Source organism: Natrinema sp. H-ect1, assembly GCF_041821105.1.
GTDB lineage: Archaea > Halobacteriota > Halobacteria > Halobacteriales > Natrialbaceae > Natrinema > Natrinema thermotolerans.
The window spans coordinates 37,780-56,464 of record NZ_JBGUBA010000004.1 but is presented as its reverse complement, the minus strand read 5'-3'; the positions used below and the strand labels follow the sequence as shown (position 1 = coordinate 56,464).

21 protein-coding genes, 1 tRNA gene and 2 pseudogenes are annotated in these 18,685 nt (G+C 64.2%); 8 read left to right on the top strand and 16 right to left on the bottom strand.

Translation table 11 applies throughout. The features are described 5' to 3' along the window. Positions 1 to 10: 10 nt before the first annotated feature. The gene (locus ACERIM_RS11425) at positions 11 to 439 is read right to left on the bottom strand and encodes a hypothetical protein (protein WP_373632673.1); all 429 of its coding nucleotides are present in this window, start codon (positions 437 to 439) and stop codon (positions 11 to 13) included. A 199-nt stretch (positions 440 to 638) separates the two neighbouring features. Next, positions 639 to 866 carry a hypothetical protein gene (locus ACERIM_RS11420; RefSeq protein ID WP_373632671.1) on the bottom strand — a complete coding sequence of 76 codons (228 nt, stop codon included), beginning with the start codon at positions 864 to 866 and terminating at the stop codon, positions 639 to 641. 406 nt (positions 867 to 1,272) lie between these two features. Between ACERIM_RS11420 and ACERIM_RS11415 the strand changes: the two genes are divergently transcribed. After that, on the top strand, positions 1,273 to 2,031 hold the full coding sequence (locus ACERIM_RS11415; protein ID WP_373632669.1) for a hypothetical protein: 759 nt from the start codon (positions 1,273 to 1,275) through the stop codon (positions 2,029 to 2,031). Positions 2,032 to 2,274: 243 nt separating this feature from the next. On the opposite strand, the pseudogene ACERIM_RS11410 reads toward ACERIM_RS11415, so the two are convergent. From ACERIM_RS11410 to ACERIM_RS11400, 3 genes and pseudogenes are all read right to left on the bottom strand, one after another. Beyond that, positions 2,275 to 2,503 (bottom strand): annotated as a pseudogene (locus tag ACERIM_RS11410) (DNA-binding protein); the annotation flags it as partial. Between the two features lie 205 nt (positions 2,504 to 2,708). Next, positions 2,709 to 2,883, bottom strand: a tRNA-Trp gene (locus ACERIM_RS11405). Between the two features lie 52 nt (positions 2,884 to 2,935). Beyond that, positions 2,936 to 3,814 (bottom strand): DUF5794 domain-containing protein, encoded by an 879-nt coding sequence (locus ACERIM_RS11400; RefSeq protein WP_049966838.1) that lies wholly within the window; start codon positions 3,812 to 3,814, stop codon positions 2,936 to 2,938. 518 nt (positions 3,815 to 4,332) lie between these two features. On the opposite strand from ACERIM_RS11400, the gene guaB reads away from it, so the two are divergent. Beyond that, on the top strand, positions 4,333 to 5,835 hold the full coding sequence (gene guaB, locus ACERIM_RS11395) for an IMP dehydrogenase (RefSeq protein ID WP_373632666.1): 1,503 nt from the start codon (positions 4,333 to 4,335) through the stop codon (positions 5,833 to 5,835). A 4-nt stretch (positions 5,836 to 5,839) separates the two neighbouring features. Here guaB and cmk read toward each other — a convergent pair whose 3' ends face one another. Together cmk and ACERIM_RS11385 are read right to left on the bottom strand one after the other, a co-directional pair. Then, positions 5,840 to 6,451 carry a (d)CMP kinase gene (cmk, locus tag ACERIM_RS11390; RefSeq protein ID WP_006651230.1) on the bottom strand — a complete coding sequence of 204 codons (612 nt, stop codon included), beginning with the start codon at positions 6,449 to 6,451 and terminating at the stop codon, positions 5,840 to 5,842. 139 nt (positions 6,452 to 6,590) lie between these two features. Next, complete coding sequence (locus ACERIM_RS11385; protein ID WP_006651231.1) at positions 6,591 to 7,070, bottom strand: cupin domain-containing protein; 480 nt, start codon at positions 7,068 to 7,070, stop codon at positions 6,591 to 6,593. A 128-nt stretch (positions 7,071 to 7,198) separates the two neighbouring features. Between ACERIM_RS11385 and ACERIM_RS11380 the strand changes: the two genes are divergently transcribed. Next, complete coding sequence (locus tag ACERIM_RS11380) at positions 7,199 to 7,732, top strand: hypothetical protein (RefSeq protein WP_373632664.1); 534 nt, start codon at positions 7,199 to 7,201, stop codon at positions 7,730 to 7,732. A gap of 56 nt (positions 7,733 to 7,788) precedes the next feature. Here ACERIM_RS11380 and ACERIM_RS11375 read toward each other — a convergent pair whose 3' ends face one another. From ACERIM_RS11375 to ACERIM_RS11340, 8 genes are all read right to left on the bottom strand, one after another. Next, positions 7,789 to 9,555 (bottom strand): YcaO-like family protein, encoded by a 1,767-nt coding sequence (locus ACERIM_RS11375; RefSeq protein WP_373632662.1) that lies wholly within the window; start codon positions 9,553 to 9,555, stop codon positions 7,789 to 7,791. Positions 9,556 to 9,621: 66 nt separating this feature from the next. Then, positions 9,622 to 10,860: a cation:proton antiporter gene (locus ACERIM_RS11370; RefSeq protein WP_006651234.1), complete on the bottom strand. Its 1,239-nt coding sequence runs from the start codon at positions 10,858 to 10,860 to the stop codon at positions 9,622 to 9,624. 125 nt (positions 10,861 to 10,985) lie between these two features. Continuing rightward, positions 10,986 to 12,470 carry an MATE family efflux transporter gene (locus tag ACERIM_RS11365; RefSeq protein ID WP_373632660.1) on the bottom strand — a complete coding sequence of 495 codons (1,485 nt, stop codon included), beginning with the start codon at positions 12,468 to 12,470 and terminating at the stop codon, positions 10,986 to 10,988. Then, on the bottom strand, positions 12,467 to 13,096 hold the full coding sequence (locus tag ACERIM_RS11360) for a TetR/AcrR family transcriptional regulator (RefSeq protein WP_373632659.1): 630 nt from the start codon (positions 13,094 to 13,096) through the stop codon (positions 12,467 to 12,469). The genes ACERIM_RS11365 and ACERIM_RS11360 overlap by 4 nt, the downstream gene beginning before the upstream one ends. Positions 13,097 to 13,223: 127 nt before the next feature. Then, a complete protein-coding gene (locus ACERIM_RS11355) occupies positions 13,224 to 13,676 on the bottom strand; it encodes an RNA-binding protein (protein ID WP_006651237.1) in 453 nt (150 codons plus the stop codon). 90 nt (positions 13,677 to 13,766) lie between these two features. Then, entirely contained in the window at positions 13,767 to 13,967 is a 201-nt protein-coding gene (locus ACERIM_RS11350; protein WP_006651238.1) for a hypothetical protein, read from the bottom strand. A 117-nt stretch (positions 13,968 to 14,084) separates the two neighbouring features. After that, a complete protein-coding gene (locus ACERIM_RS11345) occupies positions 14,085 to 14,261 on the bottom strand; it encodes a hypothetical protein (protein ID WP_006651239.1) in 177 nt (58 codons plus the stop codon). A gap of 445 nt (positions 14,262 to 14,706) precedes the next feature. Further along, positions 14,707 to 15,396 carry a type 1 glutamine amidotransferase domain-containing protein gene (locus ACERIM_RS11340; RefSeq protein WP_373632657.1) on the bottom strand — a complete coding sequence of 230 codons (690 nt, stop codon included), beginning with the start codon at positions 15,394 to 15,396 and terminating at the stop codon, positions 14,707 to 14,709. 153 nt (positions 15,397 to 15,549) lie between these two features. Here ACERIM_RS11340 and ACERIM_RS11335 point away from each other — a divergent pair, with 153 nt between their 5' ends. The 4 genes and pseudogenes from ACERIM_RS11335 (at position 15,550) to ACERIM_RS11320 (ending at position 16,759) form a co-directional block, all read left to right on the top strand. Further along, positions 15,550 to 16,020, top strand: coding sequence for an Hsp20/alpha crystallin family protein (locus ACERIM_RS11335; protein WP_373632655.1), 471 nt, complete (start codon positions 15,550 to 15,552; stop codon positions 16,018 to 16,020). Positions 16,021 to 16,107: 87 nt separating this feature from the next. Beyond that, complete coding sequence (locus ACERIM_RS11330) at positions 16,108 to 16,413, top strand: DUF433 domain-containing protein (RefSeq protein WP_373632653.1); 306 nt, start codon at positions 16,108 to 16,110, stop codon at positions 16,411 to 16,413. A 2-nt stretch (positions 16,414 to 16,415) separates the two neighbouring features. Beyond that, a pseudogene (locus ACERIM_RS11325) lies at positions 16,416 to 16,520 on the top strand (hypothetical protein); the annotation flags it as partial. A gap of 86 nt (positions 16,521 to 16,606) precedes the next feature. Next, a complete protein-coding gene (locus tag ACERIM_RS11320) occupies positions 16,607 to 16,759 on the top strand; it encodes a hypothetical protein (protein ID WP_373632865.1) in 153 nt (50 codons plus the stop codon). An 88-nt stretch (positions 16,760 to 16,847) separates the two neighbouring features. Here the strand turns inward: ACERIM_RS11320 and ACERIM_RS11315 are convergent, their stop codons facing one another. Continuing rightward, the gene (locus tag ACERIM_RS11315) at positions 16,848 to 17,846 is read right to left on the bottom strand and encodes a bifunctional oligoribonuclease/PAP phosphatase NrnA (protein ID WP_373632652.1); all 999 of its coding nucleotides are present in this window, start codon (positions 17,844 to 17,846) and stop codon (positions 16,848 to 16,850) included. Positions 17,847 to 18,271: 425 nt separating this feature from the next. On the opposite strand from ACERIM_RS11315, the gene ACERIM_RS11310 reads away from it, so the two are divergent. After that, complete coding sequence (locus ACERIM_RS11310; RefSeq protein WP_006180505.1) at positions 18,272 to 18,643, top strand: helix-turn-helix domain-containing protein; 372 nt, start codon at positions 18,272 to 18,274, stop codon at positions 18,641 to 18,643. Positions 18,644 to 18,685 lie beyond the last annotated feature (42 nt).

The window sequence follows — 18,685 nt, the reverse complement described above, 5'->3', positions numbered from 1 at the left end:
ACGAACCGTCTCAGGCCCGGGCTCGCGCACGCTCCGGCGTGTCGGCCTTATTGTTGGCGTAGGCGTTGTACGCCGCGAGGGCCGCGACGAGCAGCCCCGAGATCGCCGTCCCGGTCGCCAGCGCGTTGCCGCCCATGTCGATAAACGAGGGCGAGACGAGCGCCCACAGCCCCAGCAGGACCGTTAGCGACGCCACCCCGACGCTGGCCAGTCGGTCCTTCGACAGCCGGTAGAAGTTGTAGCCGGCCGTCAGGAAGATCGCCGTCCCGACCAGCGTATCGTTCCAGACCGCCGCGTCCGTCGACTCGAGCAGGAACGGCGACGCGACCAGATACAGGCCAAGCAGCGCCGCGAGGGCGCTGACCCACTGCATCACGTCGGTGTTGAGCGAGTTGTAGTCGGTGCGGGTCCGGCGTTCGGTTTCGGATGCGTCGCTCATGTTTCTCAGCCGAGGGTAGCCGAGTGTCGGTGATAACGACAGTGCCTGCAGTCGTCGGGCGGTTCATACCGGCTCGGGATGCGGGCCGGCCGGTGGCGAATACGAACTGTTGGACGACACGCAGGACGGATTCTAAGCGAGATCGACGCGGCTCTCAGTCTCACCGACTCCGAGCGGCCACGAGAACAGACACATCGTGTCACTCCACGTCGATCGGTGGCTCGGAGACACCAGCAGGCTCGAGTTCGGCTACCGCTCTCAGGGCGTCGATGCTCTGATACGAATCCAGGTCGTACGTGTCCAGCGTTTCAGCCGCGAGAACCCACGCCTGTCTCGCCAATTCGGAGTCGATGTCCTGATGGCGGTACGAAAACTCCGCTAATGCCACAGCGACCAGTAGGTCATCGCGGAGACGATCGATACTCATGCGCGTAAACATATATCACAGCACATAAATAGATTGCCGTGGCTCAGAGTTCGAGGTACAACTGTATATTCGAATTTGATTACGAACACCCGTTGGCAATACAGGTCACATTCGAATAGTTGCACACACGACCCCAGAATCCACTGGGGTTCGACGCACTGAATGACCCGTTTCCGGCCCGAAAGTAGCGGAACCTATCGGTCACTCGGAGACGAACGATGGTTCAAACGATGGATCGACTCGAGAGATGCACACGAGGTGTCGCGACTCGTGTGCATATTCGGGAATCGGATTCTATCGGCGTGCAATCCTAGGGTGGTTAGGGAATGATGAGGGACAGATGCGGCGAGTCATGCTTGTGACTATAATCAGCAAAATGTAACAACTTATAAGATAGTTCGATAATATGGAATATACAGAATATGTTGGGATTCTTAGAATAGGTTTAGCCTTCCTTGGTGGGGGGATTCTAACAGCTATTTTAAGCAGCTATATTGACCTAATCAAAGAGCGTCAACAAGCGTTGCGACAAGATGTTTTTGATCCAATATACGACGAAATAGTACGTGTGGTGGATGGGGAATTACCATACGAATCTGGCGAATTTAAGTCGGAATGGGAAGACTTAGATCCACATAAAAAATATGGTGTGAACGAAAACACAAGAAAGAATCTTAAAGAATATTCTGACTATATCTCGGACTATGACAAATTGGTGGACTATTTGAGGAAATCAATCCGGCAAAAGGGGGAGAAGGAAGGTACCCAGGTATTTTTACAAACAAATAATAACTCAATGATTGTACTCCCCACTGTTCCAAGTAGGTCTTCAAACATATTTGCTGACAACTTTGTAAATCAATATGCACCAGTGCTTCTAAAGTCAAAAACGGCAGAAGACCTTGAGGAAAACCTCAAGAAATTTGCAGTTGATAATAATCGCACAGATAAACGTGATTTCCGAGCATGGCCGTCAGAATACTATACCGAAATTTGGGACTCAGTTGAAGAAGCAGAAGAAGAATGGTTAGAAGAGAATGGTTTTGATGGGCGATTCGAATTATTCAGAGAGATACAAACAATTGCTACCGAAATACGACCACATATCGAATCTCAAATGGATAACGTAAGGAGTTGGAGATACTGGTTTCCATCTTTCCGATGAAATCGTCATACCCCCGTTTCATTTATTTCAACTGGAGATTTTCGCGCAGAGGTAGGGCGGGGGCGCTGTAATTTTTGGCGCTATCCCCTTGGGGACACCCGCCAAGGGGGCTTTCGCGCGAAGCGCGAAACGACCCCGCCCTCGAGGGACGGACTACAACCAGCGTTGTCTAAGCACGGCTGTTAGTCAAGCGAACTTGTAGAAAATAGCAAACGCGAGAGTGTTGCCACTACGCGGGCCGGCTCATCGATCCGCAACAGCGCCGACGAATCCGGTTTCAGTCCCACCGCCCGGAGTCCTCCAGGTCAGCTCAGTGCTGCGGAGGACCGTCGTTCCCCGACTGCGACCACTTCTCGAGGGCTTCGCTGGCGATCGTCACGACGGTCTCGAAGCTGTCGGCCTTCAGTCGCGAGAGGATCGTATCGATCCGCATCTGTCGCGGATCACCGTTTTCGTCGAACTCGAGTATGACACTGTTCTTCGAGAGCCGACAGCGGTTCTACTGCTAGCCGTATTGAGAACTCGAGACCGTCACTCACGACCGTTGTCTCGAATAGGTGTCGGAGGGATTTGAACAACGCCTGCGAACCTGCTCACTACGGTCGCAGAACCGCAGTCTCGTTCAAATCCTCCTCGTCCAATACGCGCCGCTCGCGAGTTTGCGAGCGGCGAGAATATGGGGTCGGAGGGATTTGAACCCCCGATCTACTGATATCTCCGGTGCGCCTCGGAACTCCAGAGGGTCATCACACGGACACTGATCAGGTGCCCGATCAGTATATCAGTCTGGAGTGTCGTCCCGGGCGCGTTGCCTCTGGAGTCAGCCGCCATGCCTGGCTTGGCCACGACCCCTCGAGTCTTCGTTGGGTGATGATCCCTAAAGTGGTTTCGATTCAGAATCGCCCTACAGCCACGGGGCACGGCCCGGCGTATCGGTCCCGTCGTCCGCGGACTCGCCGTCGACGGCCGGCGACTCCGTCGCGTCCCCGCCGTCGGCCAGCGCGTCCATCTTGGCGGCCGCGCTCCCGTCGGCGCTCGAGTCCTCGTCCTCGCCCGTGCGGAAGGGGATATCGACGGCGAAGAGGCCGGCAACGACCAGGGCCGCCAGCGGGGCCTGTCCGAAGGCCATCCCGAGCAGGGATAGCGGGAGCAGGCCCAGGGCGACGGCGCTGCCGAAGCGGAACCGATCGATGTCCATGTACTCCCGGAGGTAGGGGCCCGAGAGCGCGATGGCCAGCGCGAAGCCGACGCCGACGCCCGCTGCCAGCGTCGCGTTCGCGACGAGGGCGGGGTCGGTCAGCACCGCGAACTCCGCCCCCGAGGGGTCGACGCTCGCGACCAGCCCTAACCCGATGACGACGACGGGGTTGGGGAGGGACTCGCCGATGGTCGCGCTGGCGGTCTGGGCCGCGATCGTGGCGATGACCAGCGCCGCGAACCGCTCGAAGATGCCGATGTCGATGACGCTCGCGATCGCCGGGGCGAACGCCGCCTGCACCGCCGCCAGCAGGATCAGTGGGAGCCCGACTAGCAAGACGACCGTCGCCTGCTCGCGGGGAGACCCCTCCATCTCCGCGAGGATGACCGCGACGGTGGCGCTGCCACCGAAGATCAGCAATCCAACCTGAAGGGCCCCGAGTGGCTCGTCGAGCGCACCGGCCAGGATCAGTGCGGGGAAGACGCCGTCGACTAACGGCAGCATCATCACGAGTGCCAGGAGCCTGGCGTCGCCCCCCACGATACGCTCCATCTGGAGCGCGACTGGGTGTTGGGACGTACTCATCGGTCAGGGTCGATGGCCATGACCCGAGGCCGATGGGTAAGAGGACGGGCGGTCCCGCACCGACTGGTCCGTGGGCCAGTCGATCGGATTCGGATTAGGGCCTCGAGCTGTGAGTTTCGCTGTAAAATTCCCGAACATCGTCGTGACGGAGTCGGAACTCGTCAGACCGGCGGTCCGGGCGTCGAATGCACTCACAGCGTACATACACGGCAAGACGGGGGGATTGTCAATAAACGTTGTGTGAGAAACGATTCCACGACTCGGTGATCGTCCCGTCGACGACGCACAGATGTGGACGAAAGCGGACGGATCTGCGCTCGCGGTGGGCGTTCGTCTCAGGACCACGGGAACGAGCCGCCGGGACACACGGGCGACCGGTCGGAGCGCGGGCAACGGCTCGAGCGGCGCTACGGTGCCGACGACCGGACCGTGGCGAATCGCCCGTTGAGTGACTCGTCAACCGTTCACAGCCGGGTTTGTCTCGCAACGTTTTTCCCCGGGGACCACGGACGGCTTACATGGCGAACGACGTTCCCGAGTACGAGCCCTATTCTTCGAAACTGCAGGTACCGGAAGCGCTAACCTTCGACGACGTCCTTCTCCGCCCCAAGGAGAGCCGCGTCGAACCCGACGACGCCGACCTCACGTCGCACGTCTCGAAACACGTCGAACTCTCGGTTCCCATCCTCTCGGCGGCGATGGACACCGTCACCGAGAGCGACATGGCGATCGCGATGGCCCGCCACGGTGGGCTCGGCGTCCTCCATCGGAACATGAACGTCGACCAGATGGTCGAGGAGATCGGCCGCGTCAAGAGCGCGGACGAACTCATCATCCCGCTGGAGGACGTCGTCACCGCCGATCCCGAGATGTCCGTCCGCGAGGTCGACGAACGGATGGCCCGGCGGGGCGTCGGCGGCGCACCTGTCGTCAACACCAACGGCGAGGTGCTTGGCATCATCTCGAGTACGGACATCCGGCCCCACCTCGAGGTCAACGAGGACGACCCGGTCACCGAGGCGATGACAGACGAGGTCATCACGGCTCACGAGGACATCGACGCCCGCGAGGCGTTCGATCTGATGTACGAACACCGGATCGAGCGCGTCCCGGTCGTCGACGACGAGAACCTCCTCGTGGGACTCGTGACGATGCAGGGGATCCTCCAGCGTCGCGAGTACGGCGAGGCGGTCCGCGACGAGGACGGCCGACTCCGCTGTGGCGTCGCCGTCAGCCCGTTCGAACACGATCGCGCGGTCGCGGCCGACGAAGCCGGCGCGGACGTCCTCTTCATCGACACCGCGCACGCGCACAACCTGAACGTCATCGACGGCGCTCGAGACATCACGGAGTCCGTCGACGCCGACGTGGTCGTCGGCAACATCGGTACGCGCGAGGCGGCCGAGGACCTCGTCGACTTCGCTGACGGCCTCAAGGTCGGCATCGGGCCGGGCTCGATCTGTACGACGCGTATCGTCTCCGGCTCCGGCATGCCCCAGATCACGGCCGTCGCACAGGTGGCCGACGTGGCCGCCGAACACGACGTGCCGGTCATCGCCGACGGCGGCATCCGGTACTCCGGCGACGCGATCAAGGCGGTCGCCGCCGGCGCGGACGCGGTCATGCTGGGCTCGTACTTCGCCGGCACCGACGAAGCGCCCGGCCGCGTGGTCACGATGAACGGCAAGAAGTACAAGCAGTACCGCGGCATGGGATCGGTCGGCGCGATGAAATCCGGCGACGGCGACCGCTATCTCAAGGACGAACCCGAAGAGGAAGACGAGTACGTCCCCGAAGGCGTCGAGGCGGCGACCCCCTACAAGGGAACGCTCAAGTCCGAACTCCACCAGCTCGCGGGCGGCATGCAGTCGGGGATGGGCTATGTCGGTGCCGAGACGATCCCCGAATTCAAAGAGCGCAGCGAGTTCGTCCGGGTCTCCTCGGCCGGACAGGCCGAGAGCCACGCCCACGACGTCGTCATCACCGACGAAGCGCCCAACTACTCGCCCGACGGCGAGTAATCACTTAGGGGTTCATCGGCGGCGTTCGGAACGCCCCTTCGTCGATCTCAGGATCGTATTCCTCGATCGCGGACCGAACGATCGTGAAGACCGCACGCTTGCTCCAGCGGGCCGTGTTGATGTGCAGGTCGTAGAACTCCCGGTCGTCGATGTCGATCTCGTAGTAGGACTCGTAGCGGCCGGCCTCGCTGACCTCGCGGACCCGCATCTCCGCCTCGGTCTCGATGCGGTCGTCGATTCGATCGAGGCGAACGGCTTCCGGCGCGTCGAGCCAGAGTCGCAGGTCCGCGCGGTCGCCGGCGATCCAGCCCGCAAGTCGCGACTCGAGGATGAACGGCTTGTTCGACATGCCCCACTTCTCGGCGATCTGCTGGAGCCGCTGGTCGAGTGCGCGGTCGATCTCGTCGGACTCGTCGGCCTTGGCGATGAGCTGGTTGAGGCTCATATCGCGGTCCTCGGCGAGTTCCCGGAAGACCTCGCCGCCGGAGACGTAGGGACAGCCGATCGCGTCGGCGAGCTGTTCACACAGTGTCGTCGCTCCACAACCCGGCGGTCCGGAGACGGTGATAAAAAGCGACGTGTCGATGTCGACGGTCGAACCCTCTTGTGCAGCCATACGTCGATACTCTCAGTCCCCAGTGAACAATTTTCCCCTCTTTCCTCGGGAGCGAAAGCACCCGGATCGGTGAGAACGAGAGTCATCGACGGGGTCGACCGCCGAGTTCACGCCGGCACTAAATCGCCGTGTCGCCCCGTTACGGCGGAACGAACGTGTTGCCACATTCGGTACAGGTCAGACGGAAGTTGCCGTCGTCGGTGAGTTCGAGACCGTGGCCGATCTCCTCCTCGCACTCCTGACAGTAGACCAGCGACTCGAGCTGGTCCCAGTCGTGTTTCGATTTGGGTGCGCCGAAGGCGAAGCCGACGACCTGCTCGTCGGTGTCGTTGTAGCCGGTCTGGAAGTCGCCGGGCTCGAACCGGATCACCTCGCCCTCGTCGACGATGACTTCGCCCGCTTCCGTATCGAAGGTCGCGGTCCCCTCTTGGACGTAGAAGACCTCTTCCTGATCGTGGTGAGTGTGCATCCCGCCCGAGAACGACTCGCCGGGCTCGAGTTCGAAGTAGTTCATCGCGAAGTCGGTAAAGCCGAGCGCGTCCGAAATCGGCCGGCGAACCGAATGGACGTCCATCGGGTTGACTTCGATCTCGACGTCGTCGATCGCTGTTTTCTCCATGAACGATAGTTAGGATAGTGGACCAAAAAGACAGTGGGTGTCGATGGCTGACGCATGGGGGATCGGAGCCGACGGCGACCCGGTACCGAAGAGTAACGCATACGGTCGTCCAAGCCTGAGATAGCCACGTGAACCGCCGTACGGTACTTCGAACCGCCGGGGTGGCCGCCGTCGCCGGGCTATCGGGTTGTCTCGATACCTTGCGGGAACACTATCAGGGCAGCTTTCAGGGACTGATCCCGCTCGAAATCAAAAGCGAGGCCGACCGTCACTACAACATCGTCCTCGAGGCCTACGAGTCCGGGTCCGACCGACAGACCTACGACGAGAGCTACACCGTTACGCCCGACCAGACGGTGTCGGCACCGCATCTCGATGCAATCGAGCAGAGCTTCCGGGTGACCAAGTTCGTGGACGCGGACGGCGACCGAATGAGCAGGGAGGCGACGCTCAGGCCCGAGACCGAACTCGTGACCGTTCGGATTACCGATAACGACCTGATACTGGATATCGAACGCGGGGAGGAGGCCGGCGGGGAGCCGACACCGCCGTCCGAACCGCCGGACAGCCCCGTCGGGAACGAATCGAACGTGAGTGACGGGGACTCGACGAACGCGACCGAAACGAACGAGACGACTCCCGACTCGGACGGGTCGACATAACTCGCTGACGCGGCCGGGACCGCTTTTCGAGGAGAGAACGGCCGAACAGCGACGCGTCAGGGATAGGGATGAAACGCCCGCTCGAGGCGCGACTCGAAGCCGAGGTCCGTTGGAACCGTCTCGGCGCGCTCGCCGAAGTAGGGATCGTCGGTGAACAGCGGTTGCGCACCGGGGACGACGACCCGGACGGCCTCGAACCCGATCCGCTCGACGTCCCGGGTCGTCAGCCGCGCCGCGTGGGGCGTCAGCCCCGCGTCGGCCACCCGATCGACCAACGCCTCGAGTCGGTCGCGACCGGTCGGGACGGGGTCGGGGCCGACGCTCTCGGCGGGGACGGTCGACTCGACGTCGACGAACGATCGCGCCTGCTCCGGGAAGGCGGCGTAGGCGCCGATCTCGCCGCCCGCAGAACCGGCCTCGTCGGAGCCGAGACTCCGCAGTTCCATCCAGTTCTGGAGCGCCTCCTCGAGGGCTGCCGTCGCGGCCGCCGCGGCGTCGAGGCCGGCCGCCGAGCCGACGGCGAACGCCGGCCACGCGTCGTCGTCGGGCGCGACCGGACCGTCCCCGAGGGCCGCCGGATTCCGGTGGACGGCGACGGCCACCACGGGGACGTCGACGTCCTGTGTCACGAGCAGCGGCGTCACCGACAGGCCTTGACTCTCCGCACGGCGCTCGAGGCGGTCGAACGCCGGGGTGTCGACTGCCAGCCCGAGCGGGTCGAACGTCGAGTACCACGCGAGCATCGTCGCATCGCGCTCGACGACTTCGGTCAGTCCGGAGACGAGCGCGTCGACCGTCGAGGAGCCGAGTCCCAGCCCGGTCGTGATCGCCGGGACCAGCGCCGGGCCGGGCTGAGGGAACTGGACCGCGGCCGCCGGCAGGTGGACCTGCTCGCCGCTCACGAGGTCCTCGCCGGGAACCCAGCGGTGCTCGGCGGCGGGATCGTAGGCAGGACCGTCGTCCGGCCGGACCAGCTCCGTCGGCGGGACCGGGTTCTCGAGGTCGCCCTCGCTCGCGCGGACGAAGTCCGGCTCGCGGTAGACGCCGGCGCAGTAGCGCTCGAGGCCCTCGCCGACGGCCTTCATCAACGCGGCGTTCCAATCGTCGGCGACGCCGGCGGCCTGTCGCGGCGCGCTCGCGTCGCTGTAGGCGGTCGTGTCCGCGACCGTCGCGAGGTAGTACGGCGACGGGAACGACTCCACCTCGGCGATGCTCCCGACCGGGCCGATCCGGTCGTCGATCGCCCGCTCGGCGGCCTCGACGGCCGCCTCGAGACCGAGCGTGTCCGCGTCGTCGCGCTCGAGGGACCGGTCCCGGTGGCCGTCGTCGGCGCAGTCACAACCAGGGGCCGGCAGCAGTTCGCGGCGGGCGTAGGGCAGCTCCCGGACCGCGCCCATAATCGAGCGCTCGTCGCCCGAGAGGACGCGCACACACTCTCGGCCGGCGACGGCCCCGGCCAGCCGAGCCGCGCTCCGATCCGCCTGCGGGCCGTCGGCCCGCTCCTCGAGCTGGGACGCGACGCGGGCGCGCAGACAGTCGAAGCAGGCGGTCGCAGGGGCGAACCCCGAAATCGCGGCGTCGACCGTCGGGATCGGGTAGCCACCGACGCCGCCGATCTCGACGGCGATCCAGGGGGTATCCCCCGCCCGTGCGGCCTCGTTGGCCCGTTCGAACGTCGCCGCGCCGGCAACATCGCTGACGACCGCGAACCGAGCGTCGCCGATCGCCGACGCCTCTGCCTCCCGGACGCCGACGTCGACGTCTTCGAGCGCGGTGACGACCGCCTCGCGGACCGGGTCGTCACCCACGACGTGGATTTGCATACCCCTAGCTGCTCGCGCGGCCGGGAAAAACGCCCCGCTCGAGCGTCGCGGGAACGCCCGTGAGGATCAGTCTTCGGCCGGCGTCGCCGAATCGACGTAAACGAGTTCGTCGCGGGACTCGAGCAGCCGCACGCCCCAGGTGACGGTGACGGGGACGAGCGCAGTCGTGAAGACGGCGATGAACACGAGAATCGAGAACATCGACTGGTCGATAACGCCGGCCTGAAAGGCGACTTCGGCGATGATGATCTCGACGGTGCCGCGGCCGTTCATGCCGAAGCCGACGACCAGTCCCTCCCGAGAGGTCAGCGAGGTGGGCAGCGAGAACAGCCACGAGCCGACGATCTTGCCGAGGAAGGCGATGGCCACCAGCGCGGCGAGGACGGCGAGGGAGTCGGCGAAGACGTCGAAGGTGATCTGGAAGCCGACCGTGACGAAGAAGATCGGCGCGAACAGCCCCATCGCGAGGTCGTACATGACGGTGTGCATGTGTTCGTAGAGCCCGGGCTCGACGTCGGCCTGCCGGAGGAACATCCCAGCCATGAAGCCGCCGATTATCATGTGGAGGTCTGCCAGCGTCGCCAGCTGGGCGAAGAGCAGGGAGACCAACAGCGCGAAGGTGAAGGCGGTGGTCCGATCGACGAACCCGTAGCGTTCGCGCTGGCGCTCGATGGAGCGCCAGGCGTACGGGAGAAACCGGTAGCCGATCAGCAGCGTCGCCGCAAAAAAGCCCGCCGCCTGCAGCAGGATGACGCCGATCTCGGACGGCTCGAGCGCGCCCGCCGTCACGTAGCTGTCGACGCCGGCGAACGCGATCAACACGCCAACGTCCGAGGCCAGCGCCCCGCCGAGCAACACGTTCGCGATCCGCGTATCGAGCAACTCGAGGTCGGCGAGGATGCGCGATTTCGTGGCCAGCGACGTGGCGGCCATCGCGAGGCCCAAAAAGAGCGCCGCGCCGACGGAGACGCCGAGCCAGACGCCGGCAGCGTAGCCGAGTCCGAAGGGGATGACGAATGCCCCGAAGGCGATCAACAGCGACTGGGGACCGAGTTCGAACAGTTCCCGCAGGTCGACCTCCATCCCGACGTAGACCATCAACAGGAACACGCCCAGCTCCGAGAGAACCGTGAGCAGTTCGGAGGGGCGCAAGAGCCCGAGCAGCGCGGGGCCGAAGGCGATGCCGGCGAACAGTTCGCCCATCATCGTCGGATAGCCAAAGCGCTCGGCGACCGCGCCGAACACCCACGCGACCGAGAGGACGAGCAGGAGACTCAGGATGTCGATACCGACGGCTTCGACCATCGGTCACACCACCGTTCGGCGGCCCGGACGGCCGGGAAGCTGTTCGCCGCGAGCGACGCGCCGGAGCGGATCAGTCACGGTATCGGTCGACGTGCCAGAGCGAGATTACGTCTCGGGTTGCATCGCTAGTCGTCGGTACTCGCGTCTACCTCGCCGACCTCGAGGTCGTCGCCCGAACCGGCAGCCATCGGATCGTCGGTGACGTCGGCGTCCCGCCACGTGCCACGGCGGTACCAGCCGTAGGCAAGCACCGCACCGACGACGTTCGAGACGGCGAAGGCGACCCAGATCCCCCGGTAGTCGTAGGTCGTCGCGAGACCGTAGGCGATCGGGAGCCGCACGAGCGCGTAGATCACGATGACGATCGCGGCCGCGGTCAGGGTCTTGCCGGTCCCTCGGAAGCTGCCGTTGTAGGCCCGCATCACGCCGATGAAGCCAAAGGAGGGGGCGACGTACCGAATGAACGTCGTCCCGATCTCGATGACTTCGGTGTTGTCGGTGAACGCGTCGGTGATCGGCTCCGCGGCGAACCACGCCACGATACCCATCGCCCCGAGGATGACGAACATCGTCCGGGCGGCAAAGTCCGCCGCGGCTTTCGCCCGCTCGGGTTTGCCCGCGCCGACGTTCTGACCGGTCATCGTCTCGACACCGCGGGCGACCGCAATCGCCGGTAGGAAGATGACCGAGAAGACGCGGGTCCCGATCCCGTAGGCCGCCACGACCGTGTCCGGGAAGAACGCGACGATCACCAGCAACAGGTTGATCGACAGTGCCCGGCCCATCCCCTCGATCGAAGCGGGGAAGCCGATGTTCACGAGCCGCTTCGCGAACGAGAGGTCGGGCCGCATCTGGGCCAGTCGGATCCGGACGCCCCGGACGCCGCTGAACATGATCGCCAGCCCGACCACGAGCGCGAGCGAGCGCGAGAAGACCGTCGCGATCGCCGCACCCTCGATCCCGAGTTCGGGGAACGGTCCCCAGCCGAAGATCATGAACGGGTCGAGGATCACGTTGAGCAGGACCGAACCGAACATCACGAGCATCGGCGTGATCGTGTCGCCGTACCCGCGCATCAAGGCGATGAACACGAAGAAGCCGAACATGAACGGCATCCCGAGCGAGATGACCTGCATGTAGTCGGTCGCCAGCGGCAACACGGCCTCGGAGGCACCGAGCAGTCCGAGCAGTTCCTCGACGAAGACGTAGCCGACGACGCCGAGTAGCAATGCCGCGAGCAGGGACAGCGCGACGGTTTGGGAGGCGGCGTACTCCGCCTCGGACTCCTCGTCAGCACCGATGTACTGGGCGACGAGAACGCTCCCGGCCACCGAGAGCCCCATCCCGACCGAGATGAGCAGAAAGACCATCGGGAACGCGAAGCTGATCGCCGCCAGCGCCTCGGTGCTGTACTGGCCCAACCAGAACGTGTCGATGAGGTTGTAGGCGGTCTGCAACAGGTTCGTCACGATGATCGGCAGCGAGAGATAGAACAGCGGCTTCGCGATCCCGCCTTCGGTCAGGTCGAACTCCTCGCGACCCTTGAACAGCCCGGAGACTGGGGCCAACCGCCGTTTGATCCAGCCGACGAGTCGAGCCAGCAGGCTCATCTTTCGGCCCCCGTGTCAACCTCGGGCGACGACCCGTTCCGGTCGTCCGACTCGAGACACAGCGTGTCGTCGATGTACGCATGGATGTACTCCAGCGTCCGTTCCGGCGGTCGATCCACCGCGGCCGCTCGCGTCTGTGCGCCGTGAAACAGGGTGACCAGAAAGTCGGCGGTCGCCTCGGGATCGATGTCCGATCGGAACTCCTCGGCCTCGACTCCATCAGTGACGAGACCGGCGATGCGGTCCCTGGTGGCACGGTCGAACCCACGCAGTCGCTCCCGGTAGGCCTCATTGTAGGGCGACTGGGCCTTGATCTCGAGGATAGCCGTTCGGAACTCCTCGGACGACTCCTCGTCGCTGGGAGTCAACAACTGGTCGAGAAACTCGTGCAGTCGCTCGCTCGGCGTCTCGCCGGGGATCGTCTCGGTTCGTTCTTCGAAGTCGTCCAGCAAAAACTCCAGAAACGACTCGAGAAGGTCCTGTTTGCCGTCGAAGTGGTAGTGAATCGTTCCCTTGCTTTTGTCCGACTCCGCGGCGATGTCCTGCATCGTCAACTCCGCATACCCATGCTTGCAGAGCGCCCGGTACGTCGCATCCATGAGATCGTCGATCGTCTCGTCAGTCATGTAGAAGATTCCTACACTAACTTACTGACTGGCCAGTCAAAAGCGCTTCGTAACCGGACGATCACGTTCGGGTTCGGCCGGCGTCACGAAACGAAGCGGGACGCGGCAGCGTCAGCGAAACGGCGACTCAGTCCTGCTCGCGGAGGCGCTCGAGGACGTCCTCGGCGTTTTCGACGGCTTTCTCCTTCTTGGCGGGGTAGGCCTCGACCTTCCCGCGGAAGGTGATGCCGTCGCCGAGGCGAACGTCGCCCGCGAAGGCGGCCTGTTTGTCGAGTCGCAGGAAGAGTTCGGTGTTTTCCGTGACCCGCTCGTCGAGTTCGGCGATCAGGTCGTCGAAGGTCTCGAGGTCGGCGAGCCGCGAGAGGACGTGCCGAACGTCGTCGGCGTTCTCGACGCGGGCCGAGAGGACGAGGATACGGTCGCCGTAGTGGCCCTCGCTTTCGGTGCGTTCGATCTCGAAGGGGTCGTCATCGTCACCGTCTGGGAGGAACGTTCGCAGCGCTTCCTCGACGCGTTTCTCGTCCTCGGTGGCGTAGCAGAACGTCCGTAAATCGACGTAGTGAAGCGGGATCTGTGGCATCGACGATTCGAATGGGTAGTGTGGTAGTGTTCGGCCGGCACGGCGGTAGCAGGTGCGACGTCGCCTCGCGGGACCGGCCCTCGAGCGGCGTTACTCCTCGTCTGCGTCTTCGTCGTCGGCCGCCTCGAGGTCGTCCTCGGGAACGCCGGCCTCCTGGCCGTCCTCGAAGCTGATGGTGTAGGTGACGTCACCGAACATCGACTCCATCGTCTGGGTGATGGTCCCGGTTTCGCCGTCGAACTCGCTGTGCTCGTCGTGCAGCACGACGCGATCGTCTTCCTCGAAGCTCATAGCCGATATTTCCCCGCGGTCGCGTAAAAAGGGACTGATTCGCCACTGGGCAGCCTGCGTGACCCGCCGTCGCTATCGATCGCGACCACTGTCGGCAGCCGGCGGTCGCGGGGGCGGTCAGCGCTCGTTCTCGAGGGCGACGACGGTGTCGGACATGAGCCACGCGTCGTCGCTCGAGACGTCCTCGATGCTGAGTGCGAAAAACGAGTCGCGGCCGTCGTCGACGGTGATCCGGAAGCTGCGACTCCGTAGCGAATCGGTCCGTTCGGTCGTCTCCGATCGGGCTGGCTCCACGGGCGTCCTCGGGGGTCAGCGCCCATAACTCGCTCGGTCCGCCCCTCTCGCCGCCGATCGCCCGCCGGCTCGAGGGAGGCGGCGACCGAGCCCCGACCGACCGCGACGCCGGCCGGCGATCAGTTCGGATCGGCTCGCTCGAACCGCCGGTAGCCGATCGCGATCAGGATGACGAACCACGCGAGCAAGACGACGGGTGCGACCCACTCCGACAGGGAGAGCAGCACCGTCCCGGTGACGCGACTCGCGCTCGAGGGTCTCGAGCGCGACGACGGCCTCGTCGCCGGCCCCGTACCGTTTCGTGAGTCCCCTGCGTTCGTATCGCCGGCATGTGAACGGCGCTACACGAACGGGTAGAAACAGTTCAGGGGGATAGCAGAACGACGGAACGAGAGTCGTTGTGGCCGGTTTCGTCGTCCAGTACGGGCCGGCGATCGCGGGTCGCTCAGGCCTCGAGTTCGACGTCGAGTTCCTCGAGCAGCGTATCGGCCGCGGCGCTCGAAGAGCCGGGGCCGCGGGCGGTGATGAGGTCGCCGTCGACGGTGACGCTGGTGTCGGAATCGAGTTCGGCGTCCCAGTTCCCGCCGGCGGCTTTCACTTCGTCCTCGGTCCAGTAGGGCAGCTTGCGGCCGTCGGGCATGCGGTCCTGTTCGTCGACGATGCCCTGCTCCCACGCGTTGGGGAAGCCGGTTACGTCACGGCCGTTGACGATGAACGCGCCGTGGCTGTCGCGGGCGAACCCGAGAATGCCGACGGCGTGACAGACCACGAGCGCCTTCCCGTTGCCCTCGACGGCGTCCCGCAGGAGCTGCCGTGCGTGTTTGTCCTGGTTGATGTCCCATGCGGTTCCGTGCCCGCCGGGGAAGACAACGGCGTCGTACCCCTCGGCGTCGGCCTGTGCGACCGGGATCGGATCGTTCAGTCGCTCGTCGGTCTCGTGGACCTCGCGGACGTGTTCGGCGGTCTCCTCGCCGACCTCGTCGGGATCGAGCGATCGCTCGTCGATAACCGGCGGATTCCCCGACGGCGTCGCGACCGTGACCTCGACGCCCGCGTCCGACAGCGTCTCGAGCGGCTCGACACATTCCTCTCCCCAGTACCCTTCTTCGCTGACGACGAATAGTGCGTCGGTCATGCATCTCCCCTAAGACGGGGAGCGTAAAAACGACCAGCCCACCCCTCGGTTCTGCCGCAAGTCACCGCGTCGATAGGTAAGCCTGCGTGACCGTTTCACTGGCCGAGGGAGACCTTTTTCGCTATCGGCCCCCTACCTACGGTAGGTGAAATCATGGCAGACCGACCTCGCCCGTTCGACGGTATCGACGACCTCCTCGAGCGACTGAACCGCCAAGTCGAGACGGCGGCCCGATCGTGGGAACGGCAGGTGGACGACCGGAGCCAGCTCGACCTCTCGATGGGCGGTGCGGAGACGAGCCTGGACCTCGCCGACGAGGGCGAGGCGTTCGTCGCCACCGTCGACGTCCCCGGCTACGAGAGCGCCGACCTCGAGTTGCGACTCACCGACCGGGACCGGACCCTCGCGATCTCGGGCCGGCGCGAACGCGAACGGGAGACCGACGACGAGGCGGCGAACTACATCCGACACGAACGGACGACCCAGTCGTTCAGCCGGCAGGTGCGCCTGCCGGCGTCGGTCGACGCCGACGCGGTGCAGGCAAGCGTCAACAACGGCGTGCTGACAGTGCGGCTCCCCAAGCACGAACCGGACGAGGAGGCGCGCTCGATCGACATCGACTGAGAAGAACTGTCAGTCGGTTCCGGTACACCCGCGACTGACTGCCTGTACCGGCAAAAACTGAAGGCCACTGCAATGGTACTCTCCACTATGTCGAAGCAGATGAACACCGTCGTCTCAGGTGACGAGTCGGAAACCCACGACGAGCCCCACATTCGGGACCGGCGAATCACCGTGAGCCACATCCACGCGCTGGTCGAAGAGCGCGGCCTCGACGCGCAGACGGTTGCGGACCGCTTTGATCTCACCGCCTCGGACGTCTACCACGCACTGGCGTACTATCACGACCACCCCGAAGAGATGCGGGCGGTCAAAGAACACCGTCGAGAGCTTCACGAAGCCGCAGAAGAAGACCAGAGAGTCATTACCGGCCCCGAAGACCTGCCGAAATCGTAGTCATGCAGGTGTCGTTTCTGCTCGATGAGAACATCGCAGCTCCGCTGGCTGCCAAACTCGACAAAGCAGGCCACGACGTAGAGCGTGTCGTCACCGTGAGTGAGTTGGGCGAAGGCGTCGACGACACCACAATTCGCCTGTACGCCGTCCAAGAGGGGCGTCTCATTGGTCCAGCGACGATGATTTCGTCCAGATGCCAATCGACTCACACAGTGGCGTGTTCTACGTCCCCGACCAGTCGCTTCCCCCGCACGAACTCTACCACATCATCCAGCGCGTTATCGAAGCGTTCCCCAATCCGGAGGCGATAGATACAGTGACGGACATTACTACCGACTGGCTGTGATTCACGAGCGAATCGAGTGGGACGTGAGTCATCCGTCCTTACCGCGAGTTCGACCGGCTCCGAATAAAGAAATCGACTACCAACGGCCTCAGTCATCAAGGTTCAACGCGTCGAAGAACCGGCGAGCGAGCCGTCCGCCGACGAACTCGAGTAGCGCGTCGTCGTCGCCGTCTTCGTCGGCGAACAGTCCGAGTTCGATCCGCCCGCCGGCCATGTCGTGGTGGCCGCCCGCCGCCCCGAGTTCGTCGAACCCCTCCTCGAGCGCCTCGCCGATGTGGACCCGCGGATCGATCGACCGGCCGCTCAGCCGGATCGCGTCGCCGACGATCCCGTAGACCAACACCGTATCGACTCCCTCGAGGTTGAGCAGGTAGTCCGCGGCCTGTGGCAGCGCGTCCGTCTCGCCGGTCTTGCCGGCGCTGGCGACCAGCGACGAGCCCCGTCGCTCCCGGCTGGCGATGGCCCGCCCGATCGCGTCGAGGGTCCCCGGGGAGAAGGCGCTGCCGTAGAGCTGCTCGAGCGTCTCGAGATCCGCGTCGGGATAGACCGCCAGCGCGGCCTCGTACTCGCGGCGCGTCGGTTCACGGACGAAGTCCAGTCGCTCGCGGTGGAGCGCAAAGAGCAACGCCGAGGCGAGCCGGGCGGTCAGTTCGATCTCGAGTTCCCCGAGGTACTCCACGAAGATCGTCGCCGTCGCGCCGTACTCGGTGCGGACGTCCTCGAAGTCGGCCCCGCTCGCCTCGCCGGGATGATGGTCGATGACGATGTCCGGTGTGATACGTTCCGGCACCTCCGTGTTCGCGCCCGGACTGCTGTGATCGACGTACCCGATGCTCTCGTACTCCGACAGCGTCGTCGACTCGATCGTCTGGAGGCTGATGTCGAGGAGATTGACGAACGCGCGGTTCTGTTGGTGGGAGATCTCACCGCCGTAGGCGATCGTCACGGGCGCGATGTCGTGGTCGCGTGCGATCGCCTCGAGGGCGAGCGCGCTGGCGAGACAGTCCGGGTCGGGATTGTCGTGACAGACGATCGCCAGCGACTCGGTCGCCTCGAGGACGGAGACGAGGTCGGCCGCGCGAGGCATACGTGAGATACGGCGACGAGACGTTTGAAACCCGCGTCGCCTCTCAGTGCGGACGAACGATCGATCGGCGATGGGGGTGCCGCGTGAGTGACGCCGCTCGAGGTCGGGCGAACGCCCACTGGGACGGTACGGTCCACTGCCAAGCCCACTTACATATGATATTCGAACACATTTGGGAATGTTCTCAGCGGGAAGTAAGAGGTCTGTACCCCTGCAGTACGGTTCTCGTCGGGGAGAAATCTGGACTCCTATTCAATACCTTCACAGGTCGAGGGTTCGATGTCAACTACGACGGGGGTCCGTAAGCGGGCCGCTGTGATCGAGACCCAGTTGGTTAGAACGATGACAAAGGGTAAGACGGGCGACGGCGGACTCGTGACTGAACGACTGACACACCACTCCGGCGCGGACGACGGTGTCCACCCATGACTGACAACGCCGAGAGCAATCGAATACGCGTGACGGTAACGGTCACCGACGACGAATCGATCGAACAACTGATTGATTGCGTCGACGACGTCGTCGACGCACGCACCGTCGATGACCGGACCACCGACCAGCAGGGTCGTCCGGAGTCGCTCCAGCTCGACGTCCGCGAACTCACGCCGAAACAGTGGGAGGCCCTCGAGCTGGCCGGCAAGCGAGGCTATTTCGACCGGCCACGAGGAGTCGATCTCGAGACGCTGGCCGATGAGCTGGCGATCTCGAAGTCGGCGGTCTCCCAGCGGCTCCGCGCGGCCGAGTCGACGCTGATCCGGGCGGTCCTCGACGCGTCGCGGGAGCCGACCGAGCGGTAGCGGGGTCCAGCCACGATCGGTCCCGAAGACCGTAGGTAAGTG